Genomic DNA, 26,613 nt, shown 5'->3' with positions numbered 1-26,613 from the left:
CTTTTTGAAAAAGCAAAGCCGTACTAGGCTTTGAGAAAAAAGATTCCCCTGCAAAAGAACAATTTTTTGACCAATCGTGAACAGTCTAAAATCCTTTAAAACAAAAAAAAGCCACCCAATGGGTGGCTTTCCAAATTTCTTTGTTTTCTGATTCAGCTTACTGCTTGATCAAACGGTAAGAACCAACTTGCTCGTCAGAAGTAACGTTAACAACGTATACACCAGCTTTCAAAGCAGCAACATTGATCTCTTGAGAAAGTGCGTTAGGAGCAACCTCAAGAACCTTTTGTCCAAGGATGTTGAAGAAAGTAACGTTTTGGATCTCGTTCTGAGCCTTTACAGTTACAACATCGTTAGCTGGGTTTGGGTACATGCTGAAACCAGCGATTTGGTTGTCATCAGTACTCAACACGTTGAAGTCCAACGTAAAGTTGTCTACAGCACCGTGCCATCCCCATGCACCAGCACCATCATCATAAGTCCAACGCATTTGGAAATCAGCGTTAGTAATACCAGATGGGTTGAAGCTTTCAGAAAGGATTTCTGGAAGGTCAGTGTCATAAGTTGCAAGTACGTTCCACGCAGCTCCGTCAAACCACTCAGTAACAAATGTGTCTCCAGAAGCAACCTCTTGGAAAGCTACGTCATAAGTAATCACAAGATCACCGTCAGTAGCAGAAAGGTCATAAACGTCAGACATAAGAGTTACGTTAGAAGCGTCTGCACCACTACCACAAGCATCGTCATCGAAATACATTGCTGGTGTAGCGAAGTCAGGACCAGTTGGCATATCAGCACCGTTGAACCAGTCACAAGTACCAGTGTTTACAACAGTCATCCAACCTGCTGGGAGTCCAGCGTCGAAGTCTTCAGATACTTCTTGTGCGTTCAGTCCTAGTGAGAACATTCCTGCACATAACAATAAAGTAATTTTTTTCATATCACATGATTTAGTTTAAACTTAAACTCAAAGTTACACTAATATTTAATATAACCAAATTCTATCCGTAATTAGAAAATTCTATTTAATCTTCCTTCATGAAGGCATCCATTACTTCATTGCTCACTCCGACATTAGAGAAGCCTCCGTCATTGTATAGATTTTGTAGCGTCACACGCTTAGTGAGGTCGCTAAAAAGAGACACTGTATAGTTCGCACAATCCAAGGCTGTTGCATTGCCCAGAGGAGACATTTTTTCTGCATAAGCTATAAAACCATCAAAGCCTTTTACCCCTTGACCGGCAGTAGTTGGTGTTGGCGATTGAGAGATGGTATTGACGCGCACTTTTTTGTCTTTCCCGAAGAAGTAACCAAAACTACGTGCAATAGACTCCAAGTATGCTTTGTTATCTGCCATATCGTTGTAATCTGGGAACACGCGCTGTGCTGCCATATAACTCAAAGCAACGATACTCCCCCATTCATTCATGGCGTCTTTTTGGTATAAGGTCTGCATCACTTTGTGAAAAGAAAGCGCAGAAACATCCCAGCCCTTATGGGTCCAGTCGTATTTTTGATCGGTATAAGCCCTTCCTTTACGCACATTTACAGACATTCCAATAGAGTGTAAAACGAAGTCAATTTTACCTCCCAAGGCCTCCATAGCGCCATCCACTAACTTTTCTAGGTCCTCTAAGGATGTAGCATCCGCAGGAATGATCTGAGAATTGGTCTTTTCTGCCAAGGCATTGATCTGTCCCATACGCATTGCAATGGGTGCATTGGTCAATACAAATTGACCTCCTTCTTCATGAACGCGCTCTGCAGTTTTCCACGCAATAGAGTTTTCGTCTAATGCGCCAAAAATGATTCCTTTTTTTCCAGCTAATAAATTGTATGACATAGGTTGGTGTTTTATGCGGTCAAAAATAGTTAATTCAATAATTCTTTTGCATGGTTCAAGGCAGTTTCAGACAATTGCTGTCCGCCCAACATCTGAGCGATCTCTACAACGCGCTCCTCAGAAGACAAAGCGCGCATTCTAGTTGCTGCTCCTTGGGAAGTATCCTCCTTGAAAACCTTAAAATGGTGATTGCCCTTGGCTGCTACTTGTGGCAAATGTGTTATGCTGATCAATTGCATGGAACGAGACATTTGTTTCATGATATCTCCTATGCGATTGGCCACCTCTCCAGAAACCCCAGTATCGATCTCATCAAAGATCAAAGTTGCTAAATTGGTGTGTTGTGCCATCAACGCTTTCAAAGCCAACATGACCCGAGAGAGTTCTCCGCCAGAAGCCACTTTTTGCAAAGGGCCTGGCAGGACTCCTTTATTAGCACTGAACAGAAATTCTAAGCTTTCTTGGCCATAAACATTGGCTTCACTTGTGTTTTGTTGGATCACAAATTGTGCTGCTGGCAATTCCAACATACGCAGTTGCGCGTTGATAGTTTCACATAATTGTGGAATGACTGCAGCTCGAGCCGATCCCAAGGCCTTGGCCAAGGATTCCATCTGTTGCTGTGCCTGCTTGAGCTCGCCTTCTGCAGCCAATAGCTGCTCAGATTGATCTTCCACCATGATCACCAGCTTTTCTAAAGCGTCGCGTTTGGCGATCAATTCCGCTAAAGAAGAGGCGGCATGCTTGCGCTTCAAATCGTATAAATTGCGAGTAAGTTCTTCCAAACTCGCTAAGCGATCCGGATCACTCTCAATTTGCTCTTGCTGCTCAAAGAGTTGGGATTCCAAATCCGTCAGTTCTATGTGAAGGGATTGCATCCGCTCAGAAAGTTCTTGGAACAAAGGCGATATACGCGCCAGTTGCACTAGTTGCTGATTGGCCTGCGCGAGTTGTTCTGATGCGCCCACTTGTTCCGCGCTCAACTGCTGCATGACCTCGGCCAGCAGATCTTGAATGCGTTCTACGTTAGACAGGGTTTCGTATTCCTCATCTATGGCAGCTTCATCTAATTTGTCCAATTGGAGCTCGTGCAGTTCATTCCAAAGGAACTTATTGTAATCGAACTCTTTGTTTGCTGAAGCCTGTGCTTCCTTAAGAACCGCAAGATTTTTTTCCGCTTGCTTGTATTGTTCGAAGGCAGTTCTGTATTCCTCAAGCAATTTTTGGTTGTTAGCGATGAGATCCACTAAATTGAACTTAAAGGCCGTGGTATTGACCTCTAATTGCTGACCTTGACTGTGAATGTCTATCAGGTGTTGCCCTAAAATGCTCAGTATGCTGAGATTTACTGGGGTGTCGTTTATAAACGCCCTTGATTTACCAGAAGGCAGCAGTTCTCTGCGGATGATGGTATGCACATCAAAATCGAGGTCATGCTCTTGGAAGAATTCTTTAAGCCGAAACTGACTCAGATCAAAATGTCCTTCTATGATACTTTTGGTCCCTTTGTCCTTAATACTGTCCAGATCTGCTCGTTGCCCCAGCAGCAAGCCAAGAGCACCGAGCACAATAGATTTACCCGCACCGGTTTCTCCAGTGATGACGGTAAAACCCGCACCAAAATCAACCGCTAAATGGTCAATTAAGGCATAATTCTTTATGGAAAGGGATTTAATCAAGCCTTCGGAATGTAATCGAAATCAGAAAATTAAAGATAATAAAGACTCCGCTTAAAAAAGAATTTAAAGCGTTTAATATCGGATATCTTCCCAGCTGGCTCGTTTGGTCGGTGCCATGCGATTCAAGTCTTCAATCAACTTGGCAATATCCACCTGAGGCCCACCACTAAACACACGGCTTATCTCATTCTCCTTGGCATCAAAAAAGGTACGCAGCAAGAAAGAGTTAGGACGTCTGTCGTTGATCATTCGCAATCGACTCAAACTAGTAGCCATGACCTTTTTGGCTTCTTTCGGATTCTCATGCATGATATCCAAGCCCAATCGGTGGTAATCATACATTACATTGTGGAATTCACTAAAAACGTTGGACAAAAGTGCATCGTTGTAACGGAAGCGAGACTGTGCTCCATCAGTGGCCTTCCACCCTAGAAAATTACTAGACGCTGCAGTATTGACAATTTGCTTCGCTATCTGGAAATAAGGATCTCCTCCATTGCGGCTAAAGGTATCTGCGTCCAAACCAATGACCGTGTAGACGTGAAATGCGATCACCGAGATCAGGTTAGAATCAAAACTGTTTGGATTGAAATTCAAGGGTTGAAACTCGCGATAGGTAAAGGAGAACTGTTTGTCGTTGTAATTGTAGACCGGTGAGTTGTATGAAGAACCGTAAGCTGGACGAGACGATTGCACTTGCAGAGTCGCAGTAAAATCATCGCCATCATAGTTGGTCACAATGATTACCAGATTCATATCAATGCGTTCCTGAGTGGTCATCTTCATATTGGTCCACTGGTATTCATTGACAAACTCTTCGATCTGATTCTTTAGGGTTCTAAAGATCTGCAAATCGGCTCTGGCGGTTTGTTCCGCGTTAACCGTTACTGTGCATCGGATTTCCTGAGCAGAGGCGCTCAAACCCACTAAGACACAAATCAAAACTAGTAATCTTCTCATTGCTGCGCTATAATGTAATCCAAGATATCTGCAGCTACAGCTGCTTTATCTTTCAGTTCAAACGGTAAAATTGTACCATTCTTATCTATAAAGGTCACTTTATTGGTTTTAGACTTAAAACCAGCCCCTTCGTCTCTGAGCGAATTTAGTATAATTAAATCTAAATTCTTTTTCTCCAGCTTCTTTTTTGCGTTGGCCAATTCGTTCTGAGTTTCCAAGGCGAAGCCGACCAAAAACTGCTCCTTCTTTTGATTTCCTGCCCAGCCAAGAATGTCTTGGGTTTTTTCGAGTTGGATCTCTAGTGTATCTCCAGTCTTTTTGATCTTTTCTTTCGCAGGAGCCACTGGTCTATAGTCTGCCACGGCTGCAGCGAAAACACCAATATGGGCGGAAGCGTAATGCGCCTGAACAGCCTCCAGCATCTCTTGAGCAGAGATCACGCGGACAATTTTCACCAATGCATGCTGCAACTGTAAATGAGAGGGACCACTGATCAGGGTTACTTCTGCACCCAAGTCTGCAGCTCTTTCTGCGATCTTGTATCCCATCAAGCCGCTGGAATGATTCCCCACAAAACGCACGGGATCAATGGCCTCATAGGTAGGCCCGGCGGTGATCAAGACTTTTTTGCCTCGCAATGGAAGTCCGTCAGCGATGTATTTTTCTAGAAAGTTCAGGATTTCTTCAGGTTCTGCCATACGGCCCTGCCCTACCAGACCACTGGCCAATTCTCCATGGCCTGCAGGAATTTGAATGTTTCCAAAGCTTTCAAGCTTTTCAAAAGTTGCGTTTGTGGAAGGGTGCTTGTACATGTCCAGATCCATAGCTGGTGCGTAAAGTACTGGGCATTTGGCGGAGAGATAAACTGCCAATAACAAGTTGTCACAAACACCGTTGGCCATTTTAGCCAAAGTATTTGCCGTTGCCGGAGCGATCAGCAGATAATCAGCCCATAGGCCGAGCTCTACGTGATTGTTCCATCGAGCATTCTCATCTTCCTCATCAGTAAAGGAAGAATATACTTCATTCTTAGAAAGTGTAGAAAGGGTAAGCGGAGTCACAAACTCTTTGGCAGACGGGGTCATTACCACGCGTACTTCCGCTTCGGCTTTGACCAATAGTCTTACCAGCCAAGCTGTTTTGTAAGCGGCAATCCCGGCGGTTACCCCCAGTAATATGCGCTTTCCTTTTAAAACAGACATGGCAGAATTAATTAAGCCTCGTCCTCCTGAGTGTTGCGGTGGTAGATCTTATCTTCCAACCACTCTTGGATCGCCAATGCATGTGGCTTAGGAAGCTTTTCGTAGAACTTTGATACTTCGATTTGCTCTTTGTTCTCAAAGATCTCCTCTAAAGAATCGTTGTAGGTCGCGAACTCATCCAGTTTCTCCAACAACTCCTTTTTGATCTCAGCGTTGATCTGTGTGGCACGCTTAGAAATAATTGAGATCGCCTCGTAAATGTTGTCGGTTGGAGCATCTACCAAGTTCTTATCATAAGTGGTAGTGTTGATAGGTGCGTCCAATTTCTTTAAATTCATCATATGTGCTAACCTTAAGATTTTGTTTCAGTGTTCAAGGATTCCATGCGCGCTTCAATGTCTTGATAGATCTCATCGGCAGCTTCTCTGTATTCGGAATCCGAAAAATACTTCATAAAACTGTCGTAATATTCTTTGGCGGCTGTTAAACGTTCAGGTACCAAAGTCTCAAAACTATTGATCGCTAGTTTGTATTCTGATTCGAGTCGCATAAAGAACGCTTCTGCTCTGTATTGGCTCCCCGGGAAATCAGTCGCAAAGTTGTCATAAGCCTCGATGGCCGATTTGTAATCTTCGCGGTGATAGTATGATTTAGCGATACGGATCGCTTTGTATTCTAATTTAGAGTTGAGTTCATCCACCAAACCATTGGCCTCTTGCAAGTAATCTGAATCTGGAAATTGATCAATAAAGCCTTGCAACTTCTCTAAAGCTGTATAGGTGTCCTCCTGGTCTAGGGAGTAACGCGGTGACAACTCATAATAACTCTTTGCCCCTTTGTAGGCTGCCTCTTGCACGCGATCACTGTTTGGATACGAACGCACAAAACGCTCAAACTGGTAGCCTGATAAATAGAAGTCTCCTAGCTGGTAATAGGTATCGGCGTAGAAGAACATCAAACGCTCTGCTTGTGGCTTCCCACGATAGGCAGGAACGATCTCCTCCATCAGCTTTAGGGCTTTGCGATACTTCCCAACTTGATACAAGGAATCTGCAAAGCGATACTTAGCCGCTACGTCATCTGATTTATACACTTTTTGGAAGGGAGAACAAGCTCCCACCAAAAGTAGCGCCCCAAGGGCCAAAAGGTAATATTTGTTTTTGTTTAAAAACATCCTGCAAAATTAGTTAATTCTTCGAGATTACAAAACACTTCTCTGCACGAAGCTAAAACACTCCAGCCCTTGTGCCATGCGGATTGTGAAAAGTTTAACTCGGGCTTAAAATTCCTTTAAAAAATCGGCTATACGCATTTTGAGTCCAGCGCTTGCTTCTACCAATGGTAAACGGACATTTGCACTACAAATTCCTCGATGCGCTAACAAGGCCTTGATCCCAGCCGGATTGCCCTCCTCAAAGATCATATCAATTACGGGCATAAGTTGATATTGCAGGGCTCTGGCTTGCTCGTTCTGACCTGCTCTGGCCAATCGTACCATGGCAGAAAACTCCGCAGGCATTCCTTCCCCAATCACAGAGATCACTCCAGCGCCTCCGGCAAGAACCATTGGCAAAGTGATCATATCGTCTCCAGAGATCACCAAAAAGTCTTCTGGAACCAGCCTTAAAAGTTCCATGGCTTGAACAATATCACCCGCAGCTTCTTTGATCGCAACCACATTGTCAAAATCTGCAGCCAATCGAGCCACAGTCTCAGGAGCCATATTAGAAGAGGTCCTTCCCGGAACATTGTAAAGGATGATCGGCTTATCAGTGGCATTTGCCACAGCCTCAAAATGACGGTAGATCCCTTCTTGCGTAGGCTTATTGTAGTATGGCGATACCGATAGCACTGCCGCGTAATCACTCAGGTCTGTAGTTTTGAGTTCTTCAACCACTGCCGCCGTGTTGTTCCCCCCTATTCCGAGCACTTCTGGAACGCGTTTATTATTTGCTTTGGTAATGCAGGCCTTTACTGCTGCTTTCTCCTCGGCCGTTAGTGTTGCAGATTCCGCAGTAGTACCGAGCACCACTAAATAATCCACTCCATTTTCAATATTGAAATCCACCAAAGCCGTGAGGGCTTCGAGGTCTGGATTTCCATGAGCGTCAAAAGGAGTGATCAGCGCCACTCCGGTTCCAATTAATTCTTGCATAATTCTAAGGGCCTTAACGGCAAAGTTTCAATAAGGTAAGATATTTTATCAATTCAAATTCAAAAGCAGCCCAGTCTCCTTTTGGAGTTGCTATGGTTAGGTCAAAGAGTTCTTCATGGCCTCCCAAAGGCCCCACCCGGAACGCATGAGGTTTACTTGCAATCAGATTATCCAAAAGCGCATTGGGCTCCCAATAATAACCGATGATCAAATCAAAGTCCTTTTGCGCAAAGGTCGCTGCATCTTCATGTTGCAATTTCCCTTGCCAACCAAAGTGCTTTTTACACCATTGGTCAGACTGCAACTGGTCAGGTTTAAGTCCGGTCACAAACTCGCGATAGTAAACTGCCTCCTGATCTATACCAAGCTTGTCAGCCAGCTTCATCACTGCGGATTTTAGCTCAGGCGAACCTTCTTGACAGAGCACCATTAGCGAACTCACCGCCGTTGTCGGCAATTCGCGCTCTTGGCTGGCAATGCTTTTACGCAACTGCTTGAGCACACTTTTATGTTTTAACGCACCGATCATGGCTTATTGCCCCAGTTTGGCTAAAAATTCGTCTTCCGTAATTAGGGCTACGCCCAAAGACTCTGCTTTGGTGCGTTTGCTTGGCCCCATCTTATCACCCGCCACCACATAAGTGGTCTTGGACGAGATAGAACTAGAAACCTTTCCGCCGTTATCTTCAATGAGCTTTTTGAGCTCGGTACGTGAAACACGACTAAAAACACCACTTACCACAACAACATCGCCTTTCAAGGTATCGGTCTGATTAGCCAAAACCTCTTCTGAGAGTTGTAATTGCACTCCAGCTGCTTTTAATCGGATTATGAGTTGCTGATGTTTCTCTTCTGAAAACCACTGCACCACGCTTTGCGCTATCGCAGAACCGATCTCATCCACACCTATCAAATCATCTTCTGAGGCTTGCTCAAGGGCTTCAATGGATTTATAATGGCGCGCTAGTTTTTTAGCAACGGTCTCGCCAACGTATCGGATTCCTAAAGCAAACAAGACGCGCTCAAAAGGAATCTCTCGGCTCTTGGCTACTCCATCAACCAAATTTTCTGCGCTCTTTTGCGCCATACGCTCTAAAGGTAAAAGCTGATCCACACGCAAATCATAAAGATCAGCGTAGTTGGTGATCAAACCTTCTTTGACTAAAAGCGCCACGGTCTCTCCACCTAGCCCTTCAATATCCATGGCCTTTCTGGAGATATAATGCTGTATTTTCCCCACGATCTGCGGGAAGCAACCGGTCTCATTCGGGCAATAGTGTAAGGCCTCATCGGCCGCGCGCACCAATTCCGTTTGACATTCGGGACAATGGGTGATGTATTTTGTAGGCTGAGAATCTCCAGGGCGCTGACTCAGATCCACCCCAACGATCTTCGGTATGATCTCTCCCCCTTTTTCAACATAAACAGTATCTCCTTCACGGATATCCAACTTCGCAATTTGATCTGCGTTGTGCAGAGAGGCTCTCTTTACAATGGTCCCGGCCAGAGAAACAGGTTCTAAATTTGCCACGGGCGTTATAGCTCCGGTACGCCCTACTTGATAGGTTATGGTGTGTAATACGGCAGAGGCTTGTTCTGCCTGAAATTTATAAGCCATGGCCCATCGTGGAGCCTTGGCTGTAAATCCAAGTTCTTCTTGTTGCCGTAGGTTGTTGACTTTAATTACAACACCATCAGTTTCATAAGGAAGCTCATGACGAGCCACATCCCAATGATTGATGAATTCTAAAACCTCATCAATGCTTTTGGCCAATACGGCGTGCTTGGGTACTTTGAATCCCCAAGAGGCGGCTTTTTCTAAACTTTCAAATTGCGTGGTAAGGCCTAAATTATCGCCTACCACGCTGTAGAGTAAACATTCCAATGGACGTTTGGCAACCTCTGCACTGTCTTGTAACTTTAAACTCCCACTTGCCGTGTTGCGTGGATTGCGATAAGGTTCCTCACCTGCAGCAATTCGTGCAGCGTTCATGGCCTCAAAGCCTTCAAAGGGCAAAACGATCTCCCCGCGAATATCGAATCGAGCTGGGAAATCTCCTTTGAGTTGCAAAGGAACTGACTTAATGGTTCTAATATTGGTGGTGACCTCATCTCCTTGAACACCGTCTCCGCGAGTCACGGCCTTTTCCAATTGCCCGTCTTGATAGGTAAGGCTCATGGAAGCGCCGTCATACTTTAATTCACAGGTGTATTCTACTGGGCCGTCCACCGCTTTCTTGATGCGCTTTTCCCAATCCAATAGATCCTCTTTTGAATAGGAATTGTCTAAGGAATACATGCGGTGTTCGTGCACCAAAGTGTTGAAGTTCTTGGTGACTTGCCCTCCAACGCGCAAGCTCGGAGAATTCGGATCATAAAACTCGGGATGCGCCGCTTCTAGTTCTTGAAGCTGCTTCAATTTAGTGTCAAACTCGAAATCAGAAATCACGGGAGCATCCAACACATAATAGTTGTAGTTGTGTTGTCTGAGTTCTTCCCGTAAGGCGTGGATCTGCTGCTGAATTTCCATGGAGTTTCACTTTCTCCAAAAATAATAAAGCTCTGGGGTTTTCACTTAGTGAAACCAGGGCAAAATTCTGGGAGTTTTGCAGTATTTATCAACGGTAAAAAAAGAAAATAGAAAGGGCCTTTAAAAGAGTAGTTCCAAAGATAACTAACGCAAAAATCATGGTGATAACTTCTAGACCGCGGGGATCGCCGCTAGGCTGAATACGGAAAGAAGACTACTGCTTAAAAAGGCCCTTTCAAGGTCAAGTTCACAAATACACTCTACTCCATGTCTCCTGCTCTGAGTTCATCCAACCAATAAAAGCTGAACTCGGCATTAATATTTGTGAATTGATGGCTATATAAAGATCGTATGTAGTGTTTCTAAAATGTCGGTATAAAAAAAGTGAGACCAGCCACAACCGTTGACTCCAAAATATGAATTGCTTTAAAATTCCTAATCCTTAACGCGCATCAACATCTCTCGGAGATTGTGGCCGTCCCACAACCAAACAATATTTATAAAGACCTAAAGTCTTTAAATGCGAAACTTAAAATCACACCCCTGTGATTTGTTTACGATTCAAATGTATTCGGACGGTAATTGAATTAAGTATAAAAATACAAAAAAAGTAGCACTTTGTATTTAATCGATGAAAATTAACACTTTATCGATTAGGTTCGATCTTGAGTCAACCACTTTGGCACATTTTTAGGCACAAAACTGCGCATTTTGTCCAAAAGCTGTTCGGGCTCCGTGGCAACCAAGAGGATCTCAAAATTCTCCATTTTGAGAAAACCCTTGCGAACCATCCCTTCCAGAAGATTGATCAAAGGATCATAGAAGCCATTTATATTGAGAAGACCCACGGGTTTTTGATGCAGCCCTAATTGCGACCAAGTGATGATCTCAAAGAGTTCTTCTAGGGTTCCAAAGCCTCCGGGAAGCGCTATAAAACCATCACTGCGTTCACTCATGATGAGTTTGCGCTGGTGCATATTCTTTGTAGTTATCAATTCTGAAAGCCCCAGATGAACCACTTCTTTGCGTTTCAGGAACTCAGGGATAACGCCGGTTACGTATCCACCGGCATCCAAAACAGCCTTGGCAATCTCTCCCATGACTCCGATCTTGGCGGCACCATAGACCAGCTCTATCTGCTGGGCTACTAAGAGTTGCCCCAACTTCTGAGCGGCATCGGTTATGGCCATATCGTTTCCGCTGCTGCTTCCGCAGAAAACTGCAATTCTATCCAAGCTTATTTCTTTTGACATTTGAGCATCCGGTCTTTGAGGTAAAGGTCTTGCCGCAGTTCCACCGCAAAGCCCATGGCTTCTAATTGCTGCGTGAGTTCCTCACTAAGATACTCATTGATTTCCAGATAAAGCGTCCCCTGAGGTTTTAAATGAAGCTGCGCCAAAGCTGCGATACGGGTATAAAACACATAAGGGTCGTCATCCGCAACAAACAAGGCCATATCGGGTTCGTGCTCCAAAACATTGGGATTCATCAGCTGGCGTTCAGATTCGCGCACATAGGGAGGATTACTGACCATAATATCAAACGTTCCCTCCACCGCATCGGCAGCAAAAAGATCAGCGTGAATAAATTCAACATCCAAGCCGAGTGCTTTCTTGTTTTGACGTGCTATCTGCAAAGCGGCCTCAGACCACTCCAATCCCGTCACCTTCCATGGGTTCCTATTGGCCTTTAACGCCAAGGCTATAGCTCCTGAACCGCTGCAAAAATCAATGACCGTGGCTTCTTTATTGGGGTGATCCTCTAAGATCCAGGCCACCAATTCCTCTGTTTCTGGTCTGGGAATCAATACGCCGGGGCCAACGTTTAACTCCAATTGGTAAAAGTGTACTTGTCCTAATATATATTGAATAGGCTCTTGCTGCGCCAACCGCTTTTCAATAGCAGTTAATTCTTTAAGTAAAGCCGATGGGATCTGAGGTTCGATTCTAAACCGTGCGGGCTCTATTTCACTGCAATGATGTAATGCCAGATCCAACAAAGCAGTAACCTCTTCTAAGCCATAGATTGGCTCCAGACTTTCTTGCCAATGCTGATGAAGTTGTTTGTAGTTCAAACTAAAGGTCGATTAGCATATGTACCGGACAGCTGTAGTGCCCCGTATTGCCCATGGCACAGTCGATATAATGAAAACCAGTATTCTTATAAAGTTTTTGAGCAGCATGCATATTGGGCATAGTCTCGAGATAACACTGATCAAAACGGAAGTTCTTGGCCGTCTCCAGGCATCGCTCCATCATGGCCGATCCGATTCCGCGACCGCGAGCCTCTGGCAAAAAATACATCTTCTGCAGCTCACAGATATTGCCGTCAAAATTGGCCAACTGGGCCACCCCTGCTCCACCGATAATTCCCTGAGGCGTATCCACTACAAAATACTGCGCTCTTGGAACTTGATAGGTTTTGTGCATACAATTCAGCGCTTCATCCTCGTAAGCGGTACCTACCTTAGGCACACCGTGTTCTACAAGCACTTTTTTGATCACTTCTGCGATCTGAATATCGTCTTTGGGAAGTATGGGTCTGATGGTGAAAGAAGACATGATGAATTGTCGTATTTTTGAAGCTAAATTACACAATCTTTGTGAGTTCATCCGCAGCAAATTCAAGCCACAATCAACAGGAGCATCTCCCCTTTATGAGGCGTTGTCTTGAATTGGCCAAACTGGGTCAAGGCACTACAGATCCAAATCCCATGGTAGGCTGTGTGATTGTGTACAAAAACGCCATCATCGGTGAAGGATGGCACCAACGTGCTGGAGAACCTCATGCCGAGGTTAATGCAGTTGCCAGTGTCAAGGATAAAAACTTGCTCCAAGAAGCCACAGCTTATGTTTCCTTGGAACCTTGCTCGCATCACGGAAGAACTCCTCCTTGCTCTGATTTATTGATCAAACACAAAGTAGCGCGTGTGGTTATTGGAAGTACCGACCCTAACCCGCAAGTTGCAGGTCGAGGTATCGCGAAACTCAAAGCAGCAGGCGTTGAAGTGATTTCTGGTGTATTAGAAAAAGAGGCGCAATTTCTCAACCGGCGCTTTTTTACCTTTCATTCAAAAAAGCGGTCGTATGTCCTTTTAAAGTGGGCGCAAAGCTCGGATGGATTTTTAGCACCAAAATCAAAGAACACGCAAGCTCCTGTATGGATAAGCAATACGTTAAGCCGACAAAGAACACACCGTTGGCGCAGCGAAGAATCTGCGATCCTTATCGGGGTGAACACAGCATTGGCAGACAACCCCTCTTTAACCACAAGAGACTGGCCCGGCAAGTCTCCGGTGCGGGTTGTTTTGGATCCGAAGGGAAAACTCGATCCGACTTTAAAACTCTTAGACGGTAGCACTCAGACCCTTGTAATTACGACAAAGGACAACTCCAAAGAATTCCCAAACGTGTCCTGTATAAAGGTGCAAGAACTGAGCTTTGAAATAGATCACTTGCTCGCCATACTCTACGATCATGGGTTGCAATCAGTGTTGATAGAAGGCGGAGCAGATACGCTGAATCGATTCATACAATCAGGAATTTGGGACGAGGCCCGTGTATTCACCGGCGCAGTGAACTTAGGGGATGGCATTGCAGCTCCTGAGCTCAAATTGGAGCCAACAGCAGTTGAAAAAATCGACCAAGACCAATTGCATACTTATTTGAATCCCGCGCAGCTTTGATCAACCTCATATTATCCATAGTCTCTTCTACCATTATCCTAACCTTATTCAAGGCCTTTGGACGCTTAAAGGTAAATACTTTTCAAGCCATCGTTGTCAACTATATCGTTGCAGCGAGTTGTGGCTATATCGCTTATGGAGTGCTTAACCTAGAAGATGCCCCTTGGACCAAAAGCTGGTTTATGCCAGCACTGTGTTTAGGGATACTGTTTATTGCTATTTTTAATTTAATGGCCTTGACGGCTCAGCGCTTAGGACTCTCGGTAGTATCCGTAGCTACTAAAATGAGCGTTGCCATTCCTATACTCTTCGGGTTTCTTTATTATAAGGAAGTAGCTACATTTCCCAAGCTGATTGGAATTGGTTTAGCACTTGTGGCCCTGTACCTCAGTTCCAAAAAATCGGGAGCGCAGACTTCTTTGGCCTTAAAGGACCTCGCTCTACCCTTATTGGTATTCTTAGGCAGTGGAGTTATTGATACCAGCATTAAATTTTTGGAAGAAGACCGCGTGGGTCCAACAGAGGTCAGTCAATTCTCTGCAACCATCTTTGCGGCAGCTGCGATAAGCGGTATACTGCTACTGTTCTACAAACGAATGCAATCCCAACTAAGCATTGCTCCGAGAAACATAATCGCAGGGATCGCCTTGGGTATTCCTAATTATTTCAGCATCTACTTTTTGGTTCAGGCTCTGCGGATTTCGTATTTAGACAGCGCTACAGTATTTACTATGAACAATATAGCTATTGTTATCTTAGCCACTTTGACAGGTATTCTCTTGTTCAAAGAACGCTTGAGTACCAGTAACTGGGTAGGAATAGCACTTGCCCTTGTCAGTATTGCCATCATTGCCTATTTCACCTAATGGAAGATCAGTATAAAACCATAAAAGCGCCAAGCAGCCCGCAGATCTTCAAAGATCGCGGGAGCAAATTCTTAGGTTATGCCTTTCCCTTAAGCGCTGTGGAAGAAGTGGCAGAACATATTGAAACCTTAAAAAAAGAGCATCATACTGCACGCCATTGGTGTTACGCCTATCAGCTAGGGGTATCGCAACCACAGTACAGAGCCAATGATGACGGTGAACCTGCGAACAGTGCCGGCGCTCCAATTTACGGGCAGATACAAGCTTTTGAGCTTACGGATGTTCTGGTAGTGGTAGTGCGTTACTTTGGCGGCACTAAACTGGGTATTGGCGGACTGATCAACGCCTATAGAACTGGAGCTAAACTAGCATTGGAAGCCAGCGAGATCGAAACGCGCTATATAGAAACACCGTTTGTGATCAAAACACCCTATAATCTGTTGGGCAGAATTATGAGGTTAATTGATGAAGAAGGTATAACCATTATCAGCCAGGAAAGCGCTCAAGATGTCAGTCTCCATTTACAGGTTCGTTCTTCTCGAATAAGTCGTGTAGAAAATGCGGTCAAAAAGCTCTATCCGGCGCAGTTTATTCCTACAAATTAGCGTTAGTAGGATTACGCCTTCAAACGCTCGGTGATATAATCAGGAACTCGTATTAATTTATTGTTAACTGCTGATTTAAAAACCAAGGTCGTGGACGCCGTTGCGAGAACCTCTTCAGAAGTATTTTTCAAGGTGTAATCAAAGGTGATTTTGTAGCTGGGGTTTTCCCGTAACTCAGTGGTTAACACAAGTCTATCGTCATAGCGAGCGGGTTGCTTGTATCTGATGGACAAATCAACTACTGGCAACATGACATCGTGTTCTTCCATCCACCGATAAGTGACACCTAGATTTCTGAGCCATTCCGTGCGTCCCATCTCGAAATACGCGGGATACGCGCCGTGATAGACCACTCCCATCTGGTCAGTTTCTCCATATCTCACCCGAAATTCAAAAGTGTGCGGCAGCAAAGTTTAGGATTTAAATAAGTGAAGTAAAAGTTGTATCTTTCCCTTTATGGAAGTATCACAAAAAAAAACTTAAAATACAATACTGCTTCCATTTTTTTTTTCATTTTTTTGTTCACATATTTGCAGGGTTAAGGAATTGTTAGGGAAGTCACTATCCCCTATTTTTTTCTACAGCAACTAACAACTCAAAAACAACACTTTTTTAATACATTATGAGCAGAACCGCGGAATCTGTTTGGAACCATTGTCTGTCTTTTATAAAGGACAATATTACAACTCAAGCCTACAAAACTTGGTTTGAACCGATTCAAGCAGTTAAGCTCACCGATAATGCCTTGAGCATTCAGGTTCCGAGTAAGTTTTTTTACGAGTGGTTAGAGGAGCATTATGTAAAGCTCTTAAAAGTTGCCTTAACCAAAGAGTTGGGTGCCGAAGCCAAATTGGTCTATGTGATCAAAATGGAGAATACATACGGCAACAAACAACCTTTTACAGAAAAGATCCCGAGTACACAGCGCACGAACCTTAAAAGTCAAGAGGTGGACGTTCCTATAAAGAACAAAAGCCCAGAACTTAAGAATCCGTTCGTAATTCCTGGGATTCGCAATGTAAAGATCGAATCGCAACTCAATCCGAGTTACAATTTTGAAAATTTCTTAGAAGGAGATTCCAACCGCTTAGCGCGCTCCGCGGGTATGGCTGTAGCCAACAAACCAGGAGGAACTTCCTTCAACCCACTTCTGATCTTTGGAGGCGTTGGCCTTGGAAAGACTCATTTGGTACACGCCATTGGAGTGGAGATCAAAGACAAATATCCAGAAAAGACCGTCCTCTACATTTCTGCAGAGAAATTCACTCAGCAATACATCGAGTCGGTTAAAAAGAATAACAGAAATGATTTCATTCATTTCTATCAGATCATTGATGTACTTATTGTAGATGATATCCAATTGCTTTCTGGAAAAGCAGGAACACAGGATGTTTTCTTCCACATTTTCAATCACTTACACCAAAACGGTAAGCAGGTGATCTTGACTTCAGACAAGGCTCCTGTTGATATGATTGATATAGAGCAGCGCTTGTTATCTCGTTTTAAGTGGGGACTATCTGCAGAACTACAACACCCGAATTTTGATACCCGCATCGCGATTATCAAAAACAAACTCTTTAGAGACGGTGTAGATATGCCGGAAGAGATCGTTGAGTTCTTAGCCAACAACATTAAGACCAACATCCGTGAACTGGAAGGCGCTATCATTTCCTTGATCGCTCACTCTTCTTTCAACAAGCGTGAGATCACTATTGATCTAGCCAAGAAGATCGTGGACAATTATGTGAAGCACACCAAGCGCGAAGTTTCTATTGACTATATCCAAAAGGTAGTGAGTGATTACTTCCAAATGGACGTAGACACCTTACAGTCTAAAACACGTAAGCGTCATATTGTTCAAGCTAGGCAATTGGCTATGTTCTTTGCGAAGAAATTCACCAAAGCGAGTTTGGCCAGTATTGGGTCTCAGATCGGAAAACGCGATCACGCCACCGTTTTACACGCCTGTAAAACTGTTGACAACCTTTCTGCTACAGACAAGCAATTCCGCAAATACGTGGAAGACTTAAATAAAAAGCTTACCCTCTAATATCTTATGGAAAAGACCAGAATTCTTATGGTCTGTTTGGGAAATATCTGTCGGAGTCCTTTGGCAGAGGGAATTATGCGCTCTAAACTTTTTGGCCGTAAAAAATTTGAAGTGGATTCTGCCGGTACCGGTGGTTGGCACACAGGTGAAGCACCAGACCCTCGCAGCATAGCCATTGCAAAAGAGCATGGTTTGGATATTAGTGGGCAACGCGGAAGACAATTCGGCGTGAACGATTTTGATCGGTTTGATCATATTTTTGTCATGGATAATTCCAACTACCGCGATGTGATTCGTTTGGCGCGAAATGATCAAGACAAACAGAAGGTATCTTTGATCCTCGATGCTATCTTTCCCGGAGAAAATGTAGACGTCCCCGACCCTTATTACGGAGGCACTGATGGCTTTGCCAATGTCTATGATATGTTAGATCAAGCCTGCGATATTATTAAGGAGCGAATCTAGTGGATGTTCCTCTGGTTTTGAACTGCTGAATAATTTTCCCTAATTTTAACGAAATCTAAAAAACCTACGCTATGAAATTATCTACCCTTTTCTGTGCGGCTGCTTTGCTTTTTGGAAGCGCTAGCCTCGCACAAGACATTGATGTTGAGTTGTTTGCAAGTGGATTTGACAGTCCAGTTGATTTACAGAACGCCGGAGACGAGCGCCTTTTTGTCGTGGAACAAGGCGGAGCGATCCGTATTTTAAATCCCGACGGAACCATCAACTCAACTCCTTTTTTAGACATTGATCCCATTGTAAACTCTGGAGGAGAACGCGGTCTTTTAGGCCTGGCTTTCCACCCAGATTACGCAACCAATGGCTTTTTCTATGTATACTACACCAACACCTCTAACGATACACAGATCTCCCGCTTTAGCGTGAGCAGTGATCCCAATGTAGCAGACGCTGGCTCTGAATTACAGATGCTTAGTTTTTCGCAACCGTTCACCAATCACAACGGTGGTTGCTTGCAGTTTGGACCTGATGGGATGCTCTACATAGCTTCTGGCGATGGAGGAAGCGCTGGAGATCCAGGAAACCGCTCTCAAAACCTTGGTACACTGCTTGGAAAACTATTGCGTTTAGATGTTGATGCTGCTGCACCTTATATCCCCGCAGACAATCCTTATGTAGGAGATAGTTCTGCTTTGGACGAGATCTGGGCTCCAGGGCTTAGAAACCCATGGCGCTTTAGCTTTGATGCAGATACCGGTGAACTATGGATCGCTGATGTTGGACAAGGAAGTCGTGAGGAGATCAACAAGGTAGCCTCCACAGCTGCCCCGATCAACTACGGATGGCGCTGTTATGAAGGTAACGCTCCGTTTAACACTTCTGGTTGCGCTACTGCAGACAACTATGAATTTCCTGTAGCGGAATACACCCACTCCGGCGGACGTTGCTCCATTACCGGTGGCTACGTATATCGCGGAGACGACTATCCTTCTCTAGACGGCTTGTATTTCTTTGCTGATATCTGTACGGGTGAGATCGGAACAGTAGACGCCAGCAACAACTTGGAATGGGCATTGGACACCAGTCAGCCTTGGGCGAGCTTTGGTGAAGACATCAACAACGAATTATACGCCGTTTCTTTAGGAGGCGGAATCTACCGCGTGGTGGATCTTTTACTCAATGTAGAAGAGCAAGAAGCTGCAAATGCTTTCAATTGGTTTGTCGACCAGAACACGGAACAATTAGTATTCAAATCAGCAAACAACAGCTTACAATCGCTGCAGTTGTTCCAGATCAACGGAGCTAAGGTTCTGGATCTTAACAACCTCGACACTCAGGAGCTGAGCGTATCTAAATCCACTTACGCTAACGGACTCTACATTGCGCAGATCACTGACACCAATGGCGGAGTGCAAACACTTAAAATAGTATTATAACAATGGACACCCCCAAGGGAAAGCTTTACCTAATACCGACTACCTTGGGGGAATCCAATCCTTTGGAAGTCCTCCCGCTGACTGTTCGCAAAGCTGTTGAGCAGATCAACCACTATGTTGTAGAACACGAAAAGAGCGCCAGACGCTCCATTCAACGTATTGCTCCGAGTAAATCTCAGCCAGATCTTCATCTACAGCAGCTAAACAAATTCACCGATCCTGGTGAGATTAGGAGTTTTATCGATCCTTGTTTAGAAGGATTTGATGTGGGTATTATTTCTGATGCAGGCTGTCCCGGCATAGCCGACCCTGGCGCTGCAGTGGTGGCCTTAGCACATGAAATGGACATTCAGGTAGTTCCACTTGTGGGACCCTCCTCTATCCTACTGGCCATGATGGCTAGTGGTATGAATGGCCAAAAGTTTGCTTTTCACGGTTATCTTCCGATAGATAAACGCGAGCGCAGAAAGGAGATCAAACAATTAGAACGCGATTCTAAGGCAAATGACCAGGCGCAACTCTTTATTGAAACTCCATATAGAAATGGACAATTGATGGATGCTTTATTAAGCACACTTCTCGGAGATACGCGTCTTTGTGTGGCAACTGATATCACGCTACCCACAGAGTACATTAAAACCCTTACGGTGGATCAATGGAAAAAAAATAAGGTGGACCTACATAAAAGACCCACCTTATTCATCATTCAAAATAACTAACCAACTAAACTTAACTTCGTTATATGCGTTCCACTTTCGCGGTCTTGTCTGCAATGACTCCGGAAGTATCGTAGCCAGCAAACTTGCGCATATAATATCTTATTGAGGTTCCGAAAGCATCGTTGAAACCAACTGCGCCTCCGCTTCTCAAATATTTCTTTACGTTCCCCGGCCCTGCCAAATGCGCTGCAGCAAGAATTCCGGATTCCGTCACTTTTACTCCATTAATGGTCCGGCCAACATATCTGCGAATATCTCTTCGCAATACCCACTTATTACGTGAAGCGTATGCTGCAAAAGCCTCTTCCTGAACTTCAGGACGCTGTAAATAATCACTGGCATCATAAACCCCGATCATACGCAAAGTCGCTTTACCAAATTGATATTTACCCATATACCCGAACTGGTTCACTACCGTGTATCTGCCTTGTGATTCCTTAAAAGCCAAGGCCTCACGGAATCCTAGATAGGAGTAACCCAAAAACGGAGAAAACATGTCATAATCAAAAGAGCGTTGTTCTTCAAGGGTAGGAACATTGAAACAAACGTTGTTCTCTGTTACCTTATATGCTGAAAGATCTGCATGATCTATCGTAGCATCCTCGCGAACTTTGAATCCAACCGTGATGATTAGGATCACCATTGGAAGTACTACAATTCGTATTAAACTACGTATCATATTGTTTGGAATTTGCAAAGCCGATGCTTTACATTTTCAGCGGGCAAAATTACAACATATAACAGAACCTGCAAATTTTTTCTGTTAAGCTTGTCTTAAACACAGGAAAAACCCCTAACTCGCTGATATACTTGGTTTTATTAAAAGTATAGCGAAAACGTTTGCGTAGTACGAAGGCTGCAAAAAACTTGCTAACCGCTTATCAACACGTCAGTTTTAGGTAAGAAAGTATGCGAAAATGATAAAAATTAACGATTGATGCCTTGCTCGTTAATCCAGCGTACATAGGCTGCGCGGTTGCGATTGTGCTGTTCAATGGACTCTGCGAACTTATGATACCCAAAGTTCTCTACATTGACCACAAAGTAATAGTAGTTGTGTTTTTCATAGTTGAGCACGGCGTCAATTGAGGAGATATCTGGCATGCTTATGGGACCAGGAGGAATTCCACCGTACTTATAGGTATTGAACTTAGAGTCTAATTTCAGATCACGGTAGAGCACCCGCTTGATCTGTTGTTGAAAGTCGTTATCTAAGAGCTTTTTAGCATAGATAACAGTAGGATCTGCCTGTAACGGCATACCCACTTTTAGACGATTCACATAGACCCCGGCCACTCTCGGGCGTTCGTCTGCTTTGGCGGTCTCCTTTTGAACGATTGCTGCAAGCGCGGAGATCTGCAAGGGTGTAAAGCCCATTTGCGCTGCTTTTGCCTTGCGCTCTTGATTCCAGAAGTTCTCGTATTCCTTCCACATCTTTTCTCGCAATCCTTCTGGACTCGTATTCCAATAGACCTGATAACTGTTAGGCAGGTACATGCTCAAAGCATTGGCCTGATTGAATCCTTTCTCTGCCAAAAACCGCGGATCCCGCATGGCTTCTAAAAGTGTGAGACTATCAATTTCTACTTGCGCAGCCAAACGACCGGCAAGATCCTCTAAGCGTTCTTGATTATTAAAGCGGATAGTCACCGGAACATTATTAACGCGAAGGGTGTTAATGATATCATTATTACTCATCCCTTTGGTGATCACGTAGTGACCCGCCTTTATGTTCCCGACGTACGACTTCTTTTCGGCCACCGTTTCAAAAGCATCGAGATCTTTGAGTAACGGACGCAATTCTTCCTTGACGTCGTTAAATCCAGCGGTGCTTTCAATATAAATGTGTGCCTGATCATTATTGAAAGCCGTATTGTCGGCAAAAATGGTTTGATACACAACATAGGTGAAAATTCCACCCGCAACAACTCCAAGGATCAGCACCCAAAGAATGACTTTTTTAAGATTGCTCATTGATCTTTTGATAGATTAATTCATCGGCATAACCCGCTGTGGTCCAATGCCAATCGCGCTTAACACCGCTTTTATTGAATCCTAGGGACTCAAACAATTGAACGCTCGCCAGATTCTGCGCACCAATATTAGCAAAAACCTGATGCAGCCCCAAATGGTCAAAACAATAAGGCAGTAATAGCTTTAAGGCCTCTCGCGCATATCCTTGACGGCGATTGTCCGGCTCGTAAACCAAAATACCCACACCCACTCGTTTGTTCTTCGGATCAAAATCAAAAAGATCTACAAATCCTAATGCCTTAGTATCTGAAGGCGTACAAATGACCAAACGCAACTGCTTGGCAGTATAAATATCCAAATGAGCCTGTTCCAAGTATTGTTTTAGCACAAAACGCGAATAAGGCACCAAAGTATTAGAAACCTCCCAAATGGCGGTATTGTTCTCCACCTCGAACAAAAAGTCGAGGTCCTGAGGCTCCAAAGCTCTCAGTCGTACGGTATCACTGTTTAATTTGACGTCCACTGTCCTTGATATACTGGAGTTGCTGGTCCTGCCAAAATTACATCGCTGTAACGGCCTTCCTGCTCTGTGAAGGAAATTTGCAATTCCCCTCCTGGTGTTGAGATCTTTACGGTATTGGCGCTTGTTTTTCCTGCATGGAACATCGCTAAAGCCACAGCCGTCACTCCTGTTCCACAAGAATAGGTCTCTGCCTCCACACCGCGCTCATAGGTTCTCACTTTAAAGTGATCTGCAGATACGGGCTCAACAAAATTGACATTCGCGCCCGCTGTTCCATAGGTATTGTAACGAATATCCGCCCCGTCTTGTTGTACGTTCACTTGCTGAACTGCCTTACAGAGTTGAATGTGATGGGGAGATCCGGTATCCAAAAAATAAGCTCCGTCTTTATCAGTAATGGTATCAACATCGCCCATTTGCAAGGCTACCCACCCATCTTCAATCGTGGCCTTGTGAATACCATCTACAGCCATAAAGCGCGTTTGAGCTCCTATCATACCCAAACTATGCGCATAATGCACGGTACATCGACCGCCATTTCCACACATACTGCTCGGGTTTCCATCAGCATTGAAATAAACCATTTCAAAATCAGCCTCAGGATGCTCTTCTAAGAGGATCAAACCGTCAGCCCCTATGCCAAAACGTCGGTTGCACAACTGCGCAATGAGTTCGGCATCTTCTTTGTTGAAGAAGGGTTGTCTATGGTCGATAAGGACAAAATCATTACCGGTGCCTTGATATTTGACAAAGTTTATAACCATGGAGCACAAAGATAGAAAATCGGAAGTTCTAAGGTTGCGTTAACTAGTGTTAAAAGGCGTTAAACCGTTAAGTTTTGGTCAATATTTCGACTAAATTTAAGTTGATAATCCAAAGATTAAAAAAGAAAGAAGATGAAGAAAAACCTAACCCTATTTGCCGTCGCTCTACTTGCCGGTATGGTAACGTTGGGCGGATACAAATTATTGGAAGACGAAACCCCTGTAGTCATTACCCAAAGCCAGCAGGAGATCCCTGTGGTTAACACTGGCTTTAATACGCTAGAGAATTCAGGACTGAATTTTGATTTCACCAATGCAGCAGAAATTTCTGTGAACGCTGTGGTGCACGTAAAAAATACAACCATAAGTAAAGGCCCAACAAATATCATGGAGTTCTTTTACGGAGGTGGTGGTGGCCGAGAAATGGTTGGAACCGGAAGCGGTGTGATCATTTCTGCGGATGGATATATTGTAACCAACAACCACGTAATTGAGAACGCCTCAGAACTGGAAGTGACCTTAAATAACAATCAAGTATATCCAGCGGAACTCGTGGGTACAGACCCGAGCACAGACATTGCCCTCATTAAGGTCAATGCCGAGGAAAGCCTCCCCTACCTAGCTTTTGGAGATTCTAACGATGTAAAAGTTGGAGAATGGGTCTTGGCTGTTGGTAACCCTTTTAATTTGACCTCAACGGTTACGGCCGGAATTGTAAGTGCTAAATCGCGTGACTTGAACCAGTTCGGCTCCAGTACTCAAAGTTTTATTCAAACCGATGCTGCGGTGAATCGCGGTAATAGTGGTGGCGCTTTGGTAAACGTTCGTGGTGAGTTGATTGGGATCAACACGGCGATCACCTCTCAAACGGGATCTTATGTAGGATACTCTTTTGCGGTACCTTCAAACAATACCAAGAAAGTCATAGAAGATATTTTAGAATTTGGTTTTGTACAACGCGGTATTCTAGGGATCCGCGGTGTTAATGTAGCCGATGCTGCTAAACGTCTACCCGACGTTTCTGAAACTGAGGGTGTTTATGTAAGCACGGTTGAGACAGGATCTGGTGCCGATCTAGGAGGAATCGAAGAAGGTGATATCATTAAAGAGATCGATGGGATCAGCATCAATAAATTCACTGACCTTGTAGGTTATGTGGGCTCTAAACGCCCCAATGATATTGTAGATGTGACCATCATTCGTGACGGAGATACAGAAACAGTACCTGTAACGTTGATCAAATTAGAAACCTATCAGATCGATGATCTGGGGATCGAGGTGAAGAACATCACCAAAAAGAAGCTCAGAGAATTCAATGCCAGTTATGGAGTATCTGTGAACCGTGTGCTCACACGAGATATGGGGAAATTCAATTGGGACGACGTGATCATCACTAAGATCAACGACGAGCGCGTTGAAAATATAGAAGACGTGCGTCGCATCATTGAAGCAAGAGATTCCAGCGAGCCATTTAGCCTTACGATGATCGATCGTGATGGCGAGGTAAATAAATTTATTGTGCGCTAAGATTAGTTTACACAGTTAAACCCCTCTTGCAATTTGCAGAGGGGTTTTTTTATGTTTTGCGACGGACAAATTCCGCCTTAAAAATTATTTCATAAAAGTGTTACTAAAACGTTTGAAATGGGTACTTTTGCCCAAAATTTTAAACCTGCTTTTATGAGTTTCGAAGCCACCTACGAAAAGGAGCTGTCCTTCCAAACTGATCGCCGTAAGGCCACCGTTGAATTCATTAAGATCGTCAGTGATCTTTGGTACGACAAGAACATTGAACTAGTTCTATTCCGCAACCCGCTAATTGATCAAAGCGTAAGTGAGATCTTGCGTTTACATGAATACGCCGGAGCCTTTGTTGGCAAGCCAATCTCTATTTTTGATTCTGTTGAGATCGCTCAGGCCATTAAGAATATGAATTTGCCAGCGGCCAAATTAGACATCGGGAAGCTTACCTATGAGTACCATATGGAAGATGGTGCCAATAGAAATGCTCCTGCCTTTGTACACAACAAACTCAAAGACGCTAAAAATGGTAACAGCATTGAGCCGAAAGACGTTGTACTTTATGGTTTTGGACGCATTGGTAGATTGCTAGCCAGAATTTTGATGAGCCGCACAGGAGATGGATCTCAATTGCGACTGCGCGCCATTGTTACTCGTGGTGCCGTAGACAAAAGCGTTTTGGAAAAGCGCGCTTCACTCTTGCAGTACGACTCTGTACACGGAGACTTCCCAGGAACTGTGCAGATCGATGAAAAGAACAACGCCTTAGTGATCAACGGAACTACCGTTCACATGATCTCTGCAAACGGCCCGGAAGAAATCGACTATACCGCCTATGGTATTAAAGATGCGTTAGTAATGGACAATACCGGAGCCTTCCGCGACGATAAAGCCTTACAACGTCACCTGACTGCCAAAGGCGCTTCAAAAGTATTGTTGACCGCTCCCGGGAAAGGAATTCCAAATATTGTACACGGTGTAAACCATTTGGACAATGATCCGGATCAAGTAGATATCTTCTCCGCAGCGAGTTGTACCACTAACGCAATTACTCCTGTACTTAAAGTAATTGAAGACAGCTTGGGCGTAAAACACGGACACCTAGAAACCATTCACGCCTACACCAACGATCAAAACTTGGTGGACAATATGCACAGCAAATACCGCAGAGGTCGTGCTGCTGCGCTGAACATGGTTATTACGGAGACCGGAGCTGGTAGTGCCGTATCTAAAGCACTTCCGTCATTTGAAGGCAAATTGACGTCTAACGCAATCCGCGTACCGGTGCCGAATGGATCTTTAGCTATCTTGAATTTGACCTTGGAGAAAAAGACCACGGCGGCTAAGCTTAACAAGATCATGAAAAAGGCTGCCTTAGAGGGTAATTTAGTAGAACAGATCAAGTATTCTTTGAACAACGAATTGGTTTCTTCTGATATTGTTGGTTCTTCTGCTCCATCTATTTATGACAGCAACGCCACCATTGTGAATGCAGATGGTGATAACGCCATCATTTATGTATGGTACGACAACGAATACGGATACAGCCATCAGGTGATCCGTTTGGCTAAGTACATTGCCAAAGTAAGACGCTATACATATTACTAGTAGTCTTTAACACTGAAACTATAAACCCTG

Annotated in this window: 27 protein-coding genes; 9 read left to right on the top strand and 18 right to left on the bottom strand. The window is 44.2% G+C overall.

Going from position 1 to position 26,613, the window contains the following annotated elements; all coding sequences use genetic code 11:
- Positions 1 to 157 precede the first annotated feature (157 nt).
- The 13 genes from POW22_RS07445 to POW22_RS07385 all read right to left on the bottom strand — a co-directional run bounded on the left by POW22_RS07445 (position 158) and on the right by POW22_RS07385 (position 12,931).
- Positions 158 to 940, bottom strand: a complete 783-nt coding sequence (locus POW22_RS07445; protein WP_272832004.1) for a T9SS type A sorting domain-containing protein — start codon at positions 938 to 940, stop codon at positions 158 to 160.
- Positions 941 to 1,025: 85 nt separating this feature from the next.
- Complete coding sequence (locus POW22_RS07440) at positions 1,026 to 1,844, bottom strand: enoyl-ACP reductase FabI (protein ID WP_272832003.1); 819 nt, start codon at positions 1,842 to 1,844, stop codon at positions 1,026 to 1,028.
- 29 nt (positions 1,845 to 1,873) lie between these two features.
- Positions 1,874 to 3,523, bottom strand: a complete 1,650-nt coding sequence (recN, locus tag POW22_RS07435) for a DNA repair protein RecN (protein ID WP_272832002.1) — start codon at positions 3,521 to 3,523, stop codon at positions 1,874 to 1,876.
- A 72-nt stretch (positions 3,524 to 3,595) separates the two neighbouring features.
- Positions 3,596 to 4,483, bottom strand: coding sequence for a type IX secretion system protein PorD (gene porD / locus POW22_RS07430; RefSeq protein ID WP_272832001.1), 888 nt, complete (start codon positions 4,481 to 4,483; stop codon positions 3,596 to 3,598).
- Positions 4,480 to 5,685 (bottom strand): bifunctional phosphopantothenoylcysteine decarboxylase/phosphopantothenate--cysteine ligase CoaBC, encoded by a 1,206-nt coding sequence (coaBC, locus tag POW22_RS07425; RefSeq protein ID WP_272832000.1) that lies wholly within the window; start codon positions 5,683 to 5,685, stop codon positions 4,480 to 4,482. The genes porD and coaBC overlap by 4 nt, the downstream gene beginning before the upstream one ends.
- An 11-nt stretch (positions 5,686 to 5,696) precedes the next feature.
- Positions 5,697 to 6,023 (bottom strand): DNA-directed RNA polymerase subunit omega, encoded by a 327-nt coding sequence (locus tag POW22_RS07420; RefSeq protein WP_272832585.1) that lies wholly within the window; start codon positions 6,021 to 6,023, stop codon positions 5,697 to 5,699.
- 14 nt (positions 6,024 to 6,037) lie between these two features.
- Complete coding sequence (locus POW22_RS07415; RefSeq protein WP_272831999.1) at positions 6,038 to 6,859, bottom strand: outer membrane protein assembly factor BamD; 822 nt, start codon at positions 6,857 to 6,859, stop codon at positions 6,038 to 6,040.
- A 105-nt stretch (positions 6,860 to 6,964) separates the two neighbouring features.
- Positions 6,965 to 7,840 (bottom strand): 4-hydroxy-tetrahydrodipicolinate synthase, encoded by an 876-nt coding sequence (dapA, locus tag POW22_RS07410; protein WP_272831998.1) that lies wholly within the window; start codon positions 7,838 to 7,840, stop codon positions 6,965 to 6,967.
- Between the two features lie 13 nt (positions 7,841 to 7,853).
- Positions 7,854 to 8,342: a DUF6913 domain-containing protein gene (locus tag POW22_RS07405; RefSeq protein WP_272831997.1), complete on the bottom strand. Its 489-nt coding sequence runs from the start codon at positions 8,340 to 8,342 to the stop codon at positions 7,854 to 7,856.
- A gap of 30 nt (positions 8,343 to 8,372) precedes the next feature.
- The gene (gene ligA / locus POW22_RS07400) at positions 8,373 to 10,370 is read right to left on the bottom strand and encodes an NAD-dependent DNA ligase LigA (RefSeq protein WP_272831996.1); all 1,998 of its coding nucleotides are present in this window, start codon (positions 10,368 to 10,370) and stop codon (positions 8,373 to 8,375) included.
- A gap of 653 nt (positions 10,371 to 11,023) precedes the next feature.
- The gene (locus POW22_RS07395; RefSeq protein WP_336407709.1) at positions 11,024 to 11,605 is read right to left on the bottom strand and encodes an LOG family protein; all 582 of its coding nucleotides are present in this window, start codon (positions 11,603 to 11,605) and stop codon (positions 11,024 to 11,026) included.
- 2 nt (positions 11,606 to 11,607) lie between these two features.
- Positions 11,608 to 12,444, bottom strand: a complete 837-nt coding sequence (prmC, locus tag POW22_RS07390; protein WP_272831994.1) for a peptide chain release factor N(5)-glutamine methyltransferase — start codon at positions 12,442 to 12,444, stop codon at positions 11,608 to 11,610.
- Position 12,445: 1 nt separating this feature from the next.
- A complete protein-coding gene (locus POW22_RS07385) occupies positions 12,446 to 12,931 on the bottom strand; it encodes a GNAT family N-acetyltransferase (protein WP_272832584.1) in 486 nt (161 codons plus the stop codon).
- Between the two features lie 41 nt (positions 12,932 to 12,972).
- Between POW22_RS07385 and ribD the strand changes: the two genes are divergently transcribed.
- Genes ribD through POW22_RS07370 form a run of 3 tightly spaced genes read left to right on the top strand, consistent with a single transcriptional unit; the run spans position 12,973 to position 15,526 of the window.
- On the top strand, positions 12,973 to 14,055 hold the full coding sequence (ribD, locus tag POW22_RS07380; RefSeq protein WP_336407708.1) for a bifunctional diaminohydroxyphosphoribosylaminopyrimidine deaminase/5-amino-6-(5-phosphoribosylamino)uracil reductase RibD: 1,083 nt from the start codon (positions 12,973 to 12,975) through the stop codon (positions 14,053 to 14,055).
- Positions 14,052 to 14,921: a DMT family transporter gene (locus tag POW22_RS07375; protein ID WP_272831992.1), complete on the top strand. Its 870-nt coding sequence runs from the start codon at positions 14,052 to 14,054 to the stop codon at positions 14,919 to 14,921. The genes ribD and POW22_RS07375 overlap by 4 nt, the downstream gene beginning before the upstream one ends.
- Entirely contained in the window at positions 14,921 to 15,526 is a 606-nt protein-coding gene (locus tag POW22_RS07370; protein ID WP_272831990.1) for an IMPACT family protein, read from the top strand. The genes POW22_RS07375 and POW22_RS07370 overlap by 1 nt, the downstream gene beginning before the upstream one ends.
- Before the next feature lie 11 nt (positions 15,527 to 15,537).
- Here POW22_RS07370 and POW22_RS07365 read toward each other — a convergent pair whose 3' ends face one another.
- Positions 15,538 to 15,936: an acyl-CoA thioesterase gene (locus POW22_RS07365; RefSeq protein WP_272831989.1), complete on the bottom strand. Its 399-nt coding sequence runs from the start codon at positions 15,934 to 15,936 to the stop codon at positions 15,538 to 15,540.
- Between the two features lie 212 nt (positions 15,937 to 16,148).
- On the opposite strand from POW22_RS07365, the gene dnaA reads away from it, so the two are divergent.
- The 4 genes from dnaA to POW22_RS07345 all read left to right on the top strand — a co-directional run bounded on the left by dnaA (position 16,149) and on the right by POW22_RS07345 (position 20,193).
- Positions 16,149 to 17,576 carry a chromosomal replication initiator protein DnaA gene (gene dnaA / locus POW22_RS07360; RefSeq protein ID WP_272831988.1) on the top strand — a complete coding sequence of 476 codons (1,428 nt, stop codon included), beginning with the start codon at positions 16,149 to 16,151 and terminating at the stop codon, positions 17,574 to 17,576.
- A 6-nt stretch (positions 17,577 to 17,582) separates the two neighbouring features.
- Entirely contained in the window at positions 17,583 to 18,041 is a 459-nt protein-coding gene (locus POW22_RS07355) for a low molecular weight protein-tyrosine-phosphatase (RefSeq protein ID WP_272831987.1), read from the top strand.
- A gap of 71 nt (positions 18,042 to 18,112) precedes the next feature.
- On the top strand, positions 18,113 to 19,474 hold the full coding sequence (locus tag POW22_RS07350) for a PQQ-dependent sugar dehydrogenase (RefSeq protein ID WP_272831986.1): 1,362 nt from the start codon (positions 18,113 to 18,115) through the stop codon (positions 19,472 to 19,474).
- 2 nt (positions 19,475 to 19,476) lie between these two features.
- Positions 19,477 to 20,193, top strand: a complete 717-nt coding sequence (locus tag POW22_RS07345; RefSeq protein ID WP_272831985.1) for an SAM-dependent methyltransferase — start codon at positions 19,477 to 19,479, stop codon at positions 20,191 to 20,193.
- A 19-nt stretch (positions 20,194 to 20,212) separates the two neighbouring features.
- On the opposite strand, the gene POW22_RS07340 is transcribed toward POW22_RS07345, so the two are convergent.
- The 4 genes from POW22_RS07340 to dapF all read right to left on the bottom strand — a co-directional run bounded on the left by POW22_RS07340 (position 20,213) and on the right by dapF (position 23,454).
- Positions 20,213 to 20,872 (bottom strand): lysozyme family protein, encoded by a 660-nt coding sequence (locus tag POW22_RS07340; protein ID WP_272831984.1) that lies wholly within the window; start codon positions 20,870 to 20,872, stop codon positions 20,213 to 20,215.
- 248 nt (positions 20,873 to 21,120) lie between these two features.
- A complete protein-coding gene (gene mltG, locus POW22_RS07335) occupies positions 21,121 to 22,167 on the bottom strand; it encodes an endolytic transglycosylase MltG (protein ID WP_272831983.1) in 1,047 nt (348 codons plus the stop codon).
- Positions 22,154 to 22,690, bottom strand: coding sequence for a GNAT family N-acetyltransferase (locus tag POW22_RS07330; RefSeq protein ID WP_272831982.1), 537 nt, complete (start codon positions 22,688 to 22,690; stop codon positions 22,154 to 22,156). Before POW22_RS07330 ends, mltG begins: the two co-directional genes overlap by 14 nt.
- Complete coding sequence (gene dapF / locus POW22_RS07325; protein ID WP_272831981.1) at positions 22,675 to 23,454, bottom strand: diaminopimelate epimerase; 780 nt, start codon at positions 23,452 to 23,454, stop codon at positions 22,675 to 22,677. The genes POW22_RS07330 and dapF overlap by 16 nt, the downstream gene beginning before the upstream one ends.
- Positions 23,455 to 23,586: 132 nt before the next feature.
- On the opposite strand from dapF, the gene POW22_RS07320 reads away from it, so the two are divergent.
- Positions 23,587 to 24,981, top strand: coding sequence for a trypsin-like peptidase domain-containing protein (locus POW22_RS07320; RefSeq protein ID WP_272831980.1), 1,395 nt, complete (start codon positions 23,587 to 23,589; stop codon positions 24,979 to 24,981).
- Positions 24,982 to 25,134: 153 nt separating this feature from the next.
- Positions 25,135 to 26,583: a glyceraldehyde-3-phosphate dehydrogenase gene (locus POW22_RS07315; protein WP_272831979.1), complete on the top strand. Its 1,449-nt coding sequence runs from the start codon at positions 25,135 to 25,137 to the stop codon at positions 26,581 to 26,583.
- The last annotated feature ends 30 nt before the right edge of the window (positions 26,584 to 26,613 follow it).

Source organism: Gilvibacter sediminis, assembly GCF_028561565.1.
In the GTDB taxonomy this organism is placed as follows: domain Bacteria; phylum Bacteroidota; class Bacteroidia; order Flavobacteriales; family Flavobacteriaceae; genus Gilvibacter; species Gilvibacter sediminis.
This window is presented reverse-complemented; position numbering and strand designations above follow the sequence as displayed.